The sequence below is a fragment of the Coleofasciculus sp. genome (assembly GCF_046565525.1).
In the GTDB taxonomy this organism is placed as follows: Bacteria; Cyanobacteriota; Cyanobacteriia; order Cyanobacteriales; family Coleofasciculaceae; genus Coleofasciculus.
On sequence record NZ_JBKHUP010000006.1, the window covers coordinates 125,326 to 131,608 of the forward strand.

Annotated in this window: 7 protein-coding genes; 2 read left to right on the plus strand and 5 right to left on the minus strand. The window is 46.2% G+C overall.

Translation table 11 applies throughout. The annotated features are described in order from the left end of the window. Nucleotides 1-71: 71 nt before the first annotated feature. The 5 genes from ACLGGO_RS03595 to ACLGGO_RS03615 all read right to left on the minus strand — a co-directional run bounded on the left by ACLGGO_RS03595 (nt 72) and on the right by ACLGGO_RS03615 (nt 3,753). A complete protein-coding gene (locus ACLGGO_RS03595; protein WP_446338763.1) occupies nt 72-311 on the minus strand; it encodes a phycobilisome linker polypeptide in 240 nt (79 codons plus the stop codon). A gap of 263 nt (nt 312-574) precedes the next feature. Next, nucleotides 575-1,444, minus strand: coding sequence for a phycobilisome rod-core linker polypeptide (locus ACLGGO_RS03600; protein WP_446338764.1), 870 nt, complete (start codon nt 1,442-1,444; stop codon nt 575-577). A 288-nt stretch (nt 1,445-1,732) separates the two neighbouring features. After that, the gene (locus ACLGGO_RS03605; protein WP_446418293.1) at nt 1,733-2,554 is read right to left on the minus strand and encodes a phycobilisome rod-core linker polypeptide; all 822 of its coding nucleotides are present in this window, start codon (nt 2,552-2,554) and stop codon (nt 1,733-1,735) included. 102 nt (nt 2,555-2,656) lie between these two features. Next, nucleotides 2,657-3,145: a phycocyanin subunit alpha gene (cpcA, locus tag ACLGGO_RS03610; RefSeq protein ID WP_446338766.1), complete on the minus strand. Its 489-nt coding sequence runs from the start codon at nt 3,143-3,145 to the stop codon at nt 2,657-2,659. Between the two features lie 89 nt (nt 3,146-3,234). Further along, nucleotides 3,235-3,753 carry a phycocyanin subunit beta gene (locus ACLGGO_RS03615; RefSeq protein WP_446338767.1) on the minus strand — a complete coding sequence of 173 codons (519 nt, stop codon included), beginning with the start codon at nt 3,751-3,753 and terminating at the stop codon, nt 3,235-3,237. 1,172 nt (nt 3,754-4,925) lie between these two features. Here ACLGGO_RS03615 and ACLGGO_RS03620 point away from each other — a divergent pair. Next, nucleotides 4,926-5,444: a phycocyanin subunit beta gene (locus ACLGGO_RS03620; protein WP_446338769.1), complete on the plus strand. Its 519-nt coding sequence runs from the start codon at nt 4,926-4,928 to the stop codon at nt 5,442-5,444. A gap of 77 nt (nt 5,445-5,521) precedes the next feature. Next, complete coding sequence (locus ACLGGO_RS03625) at nt 5,522-6,010, plus strand: phycocyanin subunit alpha (protein ID WP_446354784.1); 489 nt, start codon at nt 5,522-5,524, stop codon at nt 6,008-6,010. Nucleotides 6,011-6,283 lie beyond the last annotated feature (273 nt).

The following is a 6,283-nucleotide window of genomic DNA, read 5'->3' on the forward strand; positions in this document are numbered from 1 at the left end:
GGTAACAGATATGAAGTATTTTTTTACCCCTTACCCCTTACCGTTTACCAGCTTTCGACTTAATCAGCCAACTAACTGCCAGAATTCACGGGATGAATATTGACAATTGTCCCTCCCATGCGGGTAATGCGGCGCATTTCTTCATTCATGCGATTGTAAGGCACTTTAATGAAGACACTGCCGCTTTTGCGAAAGGGGTATTCATTTTTGTCGTTGGTTTCATTTTGACGCAAACCCGTGACTTCATAGGTAAAGAAACGACTCCCCGATGGAGTGTTAGCCGTACTGCTTGTTGCTACTTGACCTAGCATAGTAATCAATTCTCCTTTTAATTATCAATCATCCAAGTTTCTGATTTAGACCGATAAACAGCTATTTTTATCCGGCTTAATTCTCCACTTTTCCGCTAACTCGACATACCAATGGGACTAGAGTCTCAAGAGTTAGGAGATTAGAAATAACACAACGTTTTCTGTTATTTTATTTCTAGTCCTAATTTCTCCAGTCCCTAGTCCCATCTGATCAGTTCAGATCGGTTCAATCTGTTCAATCTGCTTCTTTCCAGAGGAATGTTCTAAGCAGGTGTAATGCTAGCCACTTTACCCCCCAGACGGTTAATCTGTTGGAGTTTGTTGGATAGTTCCTCATAAGGAACTAAGAAGGCTTTGCTGCTGCGACGAACTTTCGGATATCTGGGATTAATAATGCCCGATACTTCGATGCGATACACTTTGCCTTGTGTGCCATAAGGGACACAACCCCCTAATGCCTTACTTGGCGTTTCACCCTTCCCAGACGGGCGATATGCCCAGCCTTCATTTGCACCCGATGGTCCAACAACGGCTGACGAAAAATTCTGCGCCAACTCAGTCGCCAGACGCGAGTCAGTTCCTTCTAACTGGGCGCGATCGCTATTGGCATAACCGCGATATAGTCGGAACATACGGGTAAACCCGACAGTTTTCTGACCCCTTTGAGTTGCAAAACCGCGATAATAAGGAACGATATAGTCGCCGAAGTTTTCTTGATACTCTGCACTATCGATGTAAGAGTCAATATCAGCGTCGTACCCTTGAGTTTCGTACAGATCCAGGTGGTAAATTACCTCAGACTCATCGTAAGGTGCGCGACCCAATAGGTGCTTGTAATTGAGTTCAATTACACGAGTTTGAAAACTGCCGTAGAAAAACTTGGTTTTATAAAGTTCTGATTTGGCAACGCAACGCACAAACTCGCGCACGTTTACATACCCGTTCCGCAGCAATGATTCGGCACTGGTTAAGCGTTCAGACGCCATCACATAGTCATTGCCCAACAGTTGACGGTATACGGCACGGATGACCGCTTGAATATCATATTCAACCCAATCAGGGCGCAATTCTACCGGAGTTGGATTACTATACGCTTCTGTCCCTAGTCGGGAAGCTGCTGTTGTAATAGCCACTTAAATTTCTCCTGATTAAACGCCAATGTTGAAATTGTGAAGTACCCCAACTTGCTTCGCTCTTATTTGGCTTCCAACCTTTTAAAAACAAGGACGGTCTTATTCGTCTTTGGGATTTCCCGCTTCATCCGCCGACGCCTCCAAAGGTTGCCCTCTATTGGTCTTACTCCGCGTCCACAGGCAGATGCCCGTCTTCCACAGGCAATGATATTTTGTTAGTCCGCTTGGTTGCGAGCGGTTTATGGTTGTACAGACGCGCCAGTTTGGTCTGTACTATCTGTACTATCTTTAAGCGGGTATGATGTTCGTCACCTTACCGCCCATCTTATTGATTTGTTGCAACTTTTGGGAAAGCTGCTCGTAAGGGACGTAATATTCCGTCTGACTGCGGCGGATTCGGGTCATGCGTCCGGGTTTGGGGATTTGAATCACCCGCACGATATAAATCTGCTCGCGAGTTCCGCCCTGAGTACCCACGATCGCTTGTCCTTGCCGATCAGCGTATATCGGAGACGAGGTATTCAGTGCGACTTCCCGCAACAGACGAGAACGATTCCCCGCCGGCTGAGTGCGATCGCTACTGCCTAATCCGCCAAATAGTTGGAAGATCCGGCTATACCCGACGGTTTTCTGACTACGTTGGGTTTCAAATCCAATCGGATATGGAACAATGGACTGACCAAAGTTCTCTTGATACTCCATTGAGTCAATGTAGGAGTTGATCTCCGCCTCATACCCCTGTTGATCATACAGGTCAGTATGATAGGCAATCTCTGACTGGTCGTAGGGCGCTCGTCCCAAAAAGTGCTTATAATTCAGTTCGATAAATCGCACTTGTGGGGTGGAGTAGAAAAACTTTTCCCGGTATAGTTCCGATTGACCCAAGGTTCTAATAAAATCGCAAACCGTTATTTCGCCATGGCGCAGCAATGATTCAGCACTGGTTAACCGATCAAACTCCATCAAGTTATCGTTTCCAAAGACTTGTAGATAAGCGGCTCGGATCACCAATTGCAAATCATCTTCTGTCCAATTTTGACGCAGCTCCATTTTTGGAGACTCGGCAAATGCCGCAATTCCTAATCGCCTTGCTGCCGTTAAACTGGTCATCTCAACCCTCCCTGAAAATGAATAAAACGATACCCGGAAACGCAAACAATTGCTAACCCTTTTTGCTAACAACTGCTTGCCTTTCCGGGCAAGACGATCAAACTAGCTCAAGGCGTTGATCGCATAGTCAAGATAGGAATTGGCTTCAACGGCGGGATCGCCAGACAAGCCATGGTTAGCTTTGATGTACTTGAGGGCTTCAATGTACCAGCTAGGAGACAGTTCAAAGGTGCTGTTGATTTCATCAATCCCAGCAATCAGGTACTCATCCATCGGACCGGTGCCACCTGCAACTAAGCAGTAGGTTACCATCCGCAGGTAGTAACCGATGTCACGAGAACACTTGGCTTTCCCTACAGGAGTAGAAGCGTAGTTCGGTCCCTGCATCTGAGTGGTGTAGGGGAACTTTTGGTACACCGCGTTAGCTGCACCATCAATCAGCATTTGCGCTTTGTCAGTTAAGGCTCTAGCTGCTTGTAAGCTGGCTTGAGCTTGCTTAAACCGACCAAACGCAACTTGGATTTCGGTGCTGCTTAAGAAACGTCCCTGGGAATCGGCAGCGGCGACTGCTTCTGTCAATGGCGTCTTCATCGTCGAGATATCTCCTTAATCTTTTGCTTACTTTTTCAAACGTTTTGATGAAGTTTAAACTTCAACAGGCAATCTTTTTTTACCTTGTTTTAGGCAACCGCGTTGGCAGCCATGTCAAAGTAGCTACCGATTTCGGACATTAAAGAGCTGCAATCACCAGGAGTGATATTATTACGGTCATTCGCAAGTGCGATCGCGGCTTCTTTCATTTTTTGCACGCCAGCCGCAACAGAAGATCCCGGTACGCCCAACGCTACATAGGTTTCACGCAAACCATTCAGGCAGCGATCATTCAGTACACTGGAGTCCCCGGCAAAAATTGCGTAGGTCACATAGCGCAGGATGATTTCCATATCCCGCAAGCAAGCCGCCATCCGACGACTGGTGTAGGCGTTACCACCTGGAGCAATTAACTGAGGCTGTTCAGCAAACAAAGCACGAGCCGCGTCAGCAACGATTTTAGAAGAGCTGCTGGTGATCCGGTTAACGGAATCCATCCGCTTGTTGCTTTCTGCCACCATTGCATTCAAAGCATCTAACTGAGAGCCGGTCAGCATTTCGCCGCGCGCATCAGCTTGGCTTACCACCTTGGTGAATGCATCAAACATGAACTCAAATCCTCCTTTGCTTGGTTGAGTCTAGGGTTGAAATCTAGACAGGTTAGGTCGAGACAGTGAAACCCTTACACCTCTTCTGGTCTGTTCTCGCTGCTACCGATCACGTTTTCAGAAGGAAAACGTAAACGGAGCGTTAAGAAACCTGAGAAGATTTCCGGCTTATTATGAGAATCCCCACAATCGCGGTCATCTGGTGTTTGGGTTAACGTTTGCCTGTCATCTGTACCCTTCAGGTTTCTTTTATACAATGATGTTGAGTTTTTATTTGTTACAAATTGTTAAGTTTTTAAGCGTTGGCTGATCAAGCTCACCAATCCTGATGATGCCAAACCTGCTCAAACTAGCAGCACGAGAGGGCTACAGATTTCGCGATCGCGCCAACGCCCCATTGTCAAGTTCTGTATCGGGGCGGTTATCTTGAGCCACGTCTTCTCGCCTTTATGAGAAATTTAGTAACAATTACTTAAGTAGATATACTCAATAGGGTTACTGTCTGAATGCCTTTCTATTTTGTTGTCACAGAATAATATTAACTTAAGGCTCTAAAATTTTAAGATAACACTTTCCTTAATCTGGCTTCCCCGTGCAAAAAATGCTCCCGCATCCTCTGGTCTCCCCCTTTGTTAAGAAACATTACATTGGCTGAGATGGTGTGCCAGACGGGAGTACAAAACTGAAGTGACTGGTACATCTAAGATTGCGCGTAAATTTTCGGCGTCGTAGTCTTAATAAAAGTAAACATTTTGCCGCTCAATACTTTGCAAAATGTAAAATTTTTAATCAACTGAACTATGCTTAGGGCTTTATCTGAGAAGGTTTGAGCAAAATCCTGTACAATGACATACAACTTAATATTTTTTAATGTTTAAAAATCTTCAGCATATTGTATAAAGAAACCTATGGGTTATTTGGGGCAAAACCAAATTTTCCCTGAAGTCTAGGATTTGCGGATGGTTGTATAAGCGGTGAAACGATTGGTTGCCAGAGTCGCCTAAAGTGTCGTACTGGTTATGTCGATAGTGCCGCCGATGCCAGCAAATTGACCAAGATAATCCGATAAATTCTTTCAGGGCTGGATTTGACCCAATGCCAGACTTAGGCGAATCTCGCCACGTCGATCAATCGTTCGTTCAAACAAAGTTTAGCTAGGAGAAATTAATAAAATGCTTGATGCGTTTTCCAAAGTCGTAGAGCAAGCCGATAAAAGTGGTGCCTATCTGAGTGGCGATCAAATCAACGCGCTTTCAGCGATGGTGTCGGAAAGCAATAAGCGTTTAGATACGGTGAACCGTCTCACCAGTAACGCTTCTTCGATCGTCGCCAATGCATACCGAGGATTAGTGGCTGAGCGTCCCCAAGTTTTCGCTCCTGGTGGTCCTTGTGACCATCACCGCAACCATGCTGCTTGTATCCGTGACATGGGCTTTATTCTCCGTTATGTCACCTACTCCATGGTGGCAGGGGATGCCAGTGTGATGAATGACCGTTGTCTCAATGGTCTGCGGGAAACCTACCAAGCGCTAGGAACACCTGGAGATGCTGTAGCATCCGGGATTCAAAAGATGAAAGATGCCGCGATCGCACTTGCCAACGACCCCAATGGCATTACGCAAGGAGATTGCAGCGCTCTGATGTCTGAGTTAGCGGGCTATTTTGATACAGCAGCAGCCGCCGTTGCTTAAGGTCGAGTTTAAACGGCTTTTTGATCATCAATCTGACAACTTAACCGAGTCAATCATTTAGGAGAACAAAAATACTCATGAAAACCCCAATTACTGAGGCGATTGCTGCTGCTGACGTGCGCGGTTCTTATCCGACTAACACTGAAATGCAAGCCATTTTTGGTCGTTTCAGTCGGGCGAAGGCTGGTCTGGATGCGGCTAAAGCGTTTACTGATAATGGTCAGGGATGGTCTGAAGCTGCTGCTAATCATGTTTATAAGAAATTCCCCTACACCACTCAAATGGAAGGACCCCAATATGCCTCGACTCAAGAAGGCAAGTCCAAGTGTGTGCGGGATATTAACAATTACTTGCGCGTGATCAGCTACTGCTGTGTAGTCGGTGGAACGGGTCCACTGGATGAATATGTGATTGCTGGCGTTAAAGAATTCAACGCAGCTCTGGGTTTGTCTTCCAGTTGGTACGTGGCGGCACTAGAATTTGTCCGTGACAATCATGGTCTATCGGGAGATGTTGCAGGTGAAGCGAATATTTACCTCAACTACGCCATCAATGCTCTGAGCTAGAAACCAGTACGGCTACCTGGGAATTCATCAAGATGTTTTAGAACATCTTTACATAAGCCCTAAGCAGGTTTGCATAGTCGGATATCCTTGGGTTCCCCTGTACTAGCCTGTATCGGGTCTGGGGGATAGGCAATGAGCAGTTGTTGTCTATCACTCAGACCCGAATCTTGTATAAAACAACATTGATTAACTTAAATAGAACGTGAGCGCGGCTGTCCCCACCCTCAACTTTCGTAGGGTGGGGTAGGATAGCGGGGTGACGGAGGTACGGAG

Coding starts and splice junctions, on each gene's coding strand:
- ACLGGO_RS03595 (WP_446338763.1), bottom strand. CDS start 311: ATGCTAGGTCAAGTAGCAACAAGCAGTACGGCTAACACTCCATCGGGG.
- ACLGGO_RS03605 (WP_446418293.1), bottom strand. CDS start 2,554: ATGACCAGTTTAACGGCAGCAAGGCGATTAGGAATTGCGGCATTTGCC.
- cpcA (WP_446338766.1), bottom strand. CDS start 3,145: ATGAAGACGCCATTGACAGAAGCAGTCGCCGCTGCCGATTCCCAGGGA.
- ACLGGO_RS03615 (WP_446338767.1), bottom strand. CDS start 3,753: ATGTTTGATGCATTCACCAAGGTGGTAAGCCAAGCTGATGCGCGCGGC.
- ACLGGO_RS03620 (WP_446338769.1), top strand. CDS start 4,926: ATGCTTGATGCGTTTTCCAAAGTCGTAGAGCAAGCCGATAAAAGTGGT.
- ACLGGO_RS03625 (WP_446354784.1), top strand. CDS start 5,522: ATGAAAACCCCAATTACTGAGGCGATTGCTGCTGCTGACGTGCGCGGT.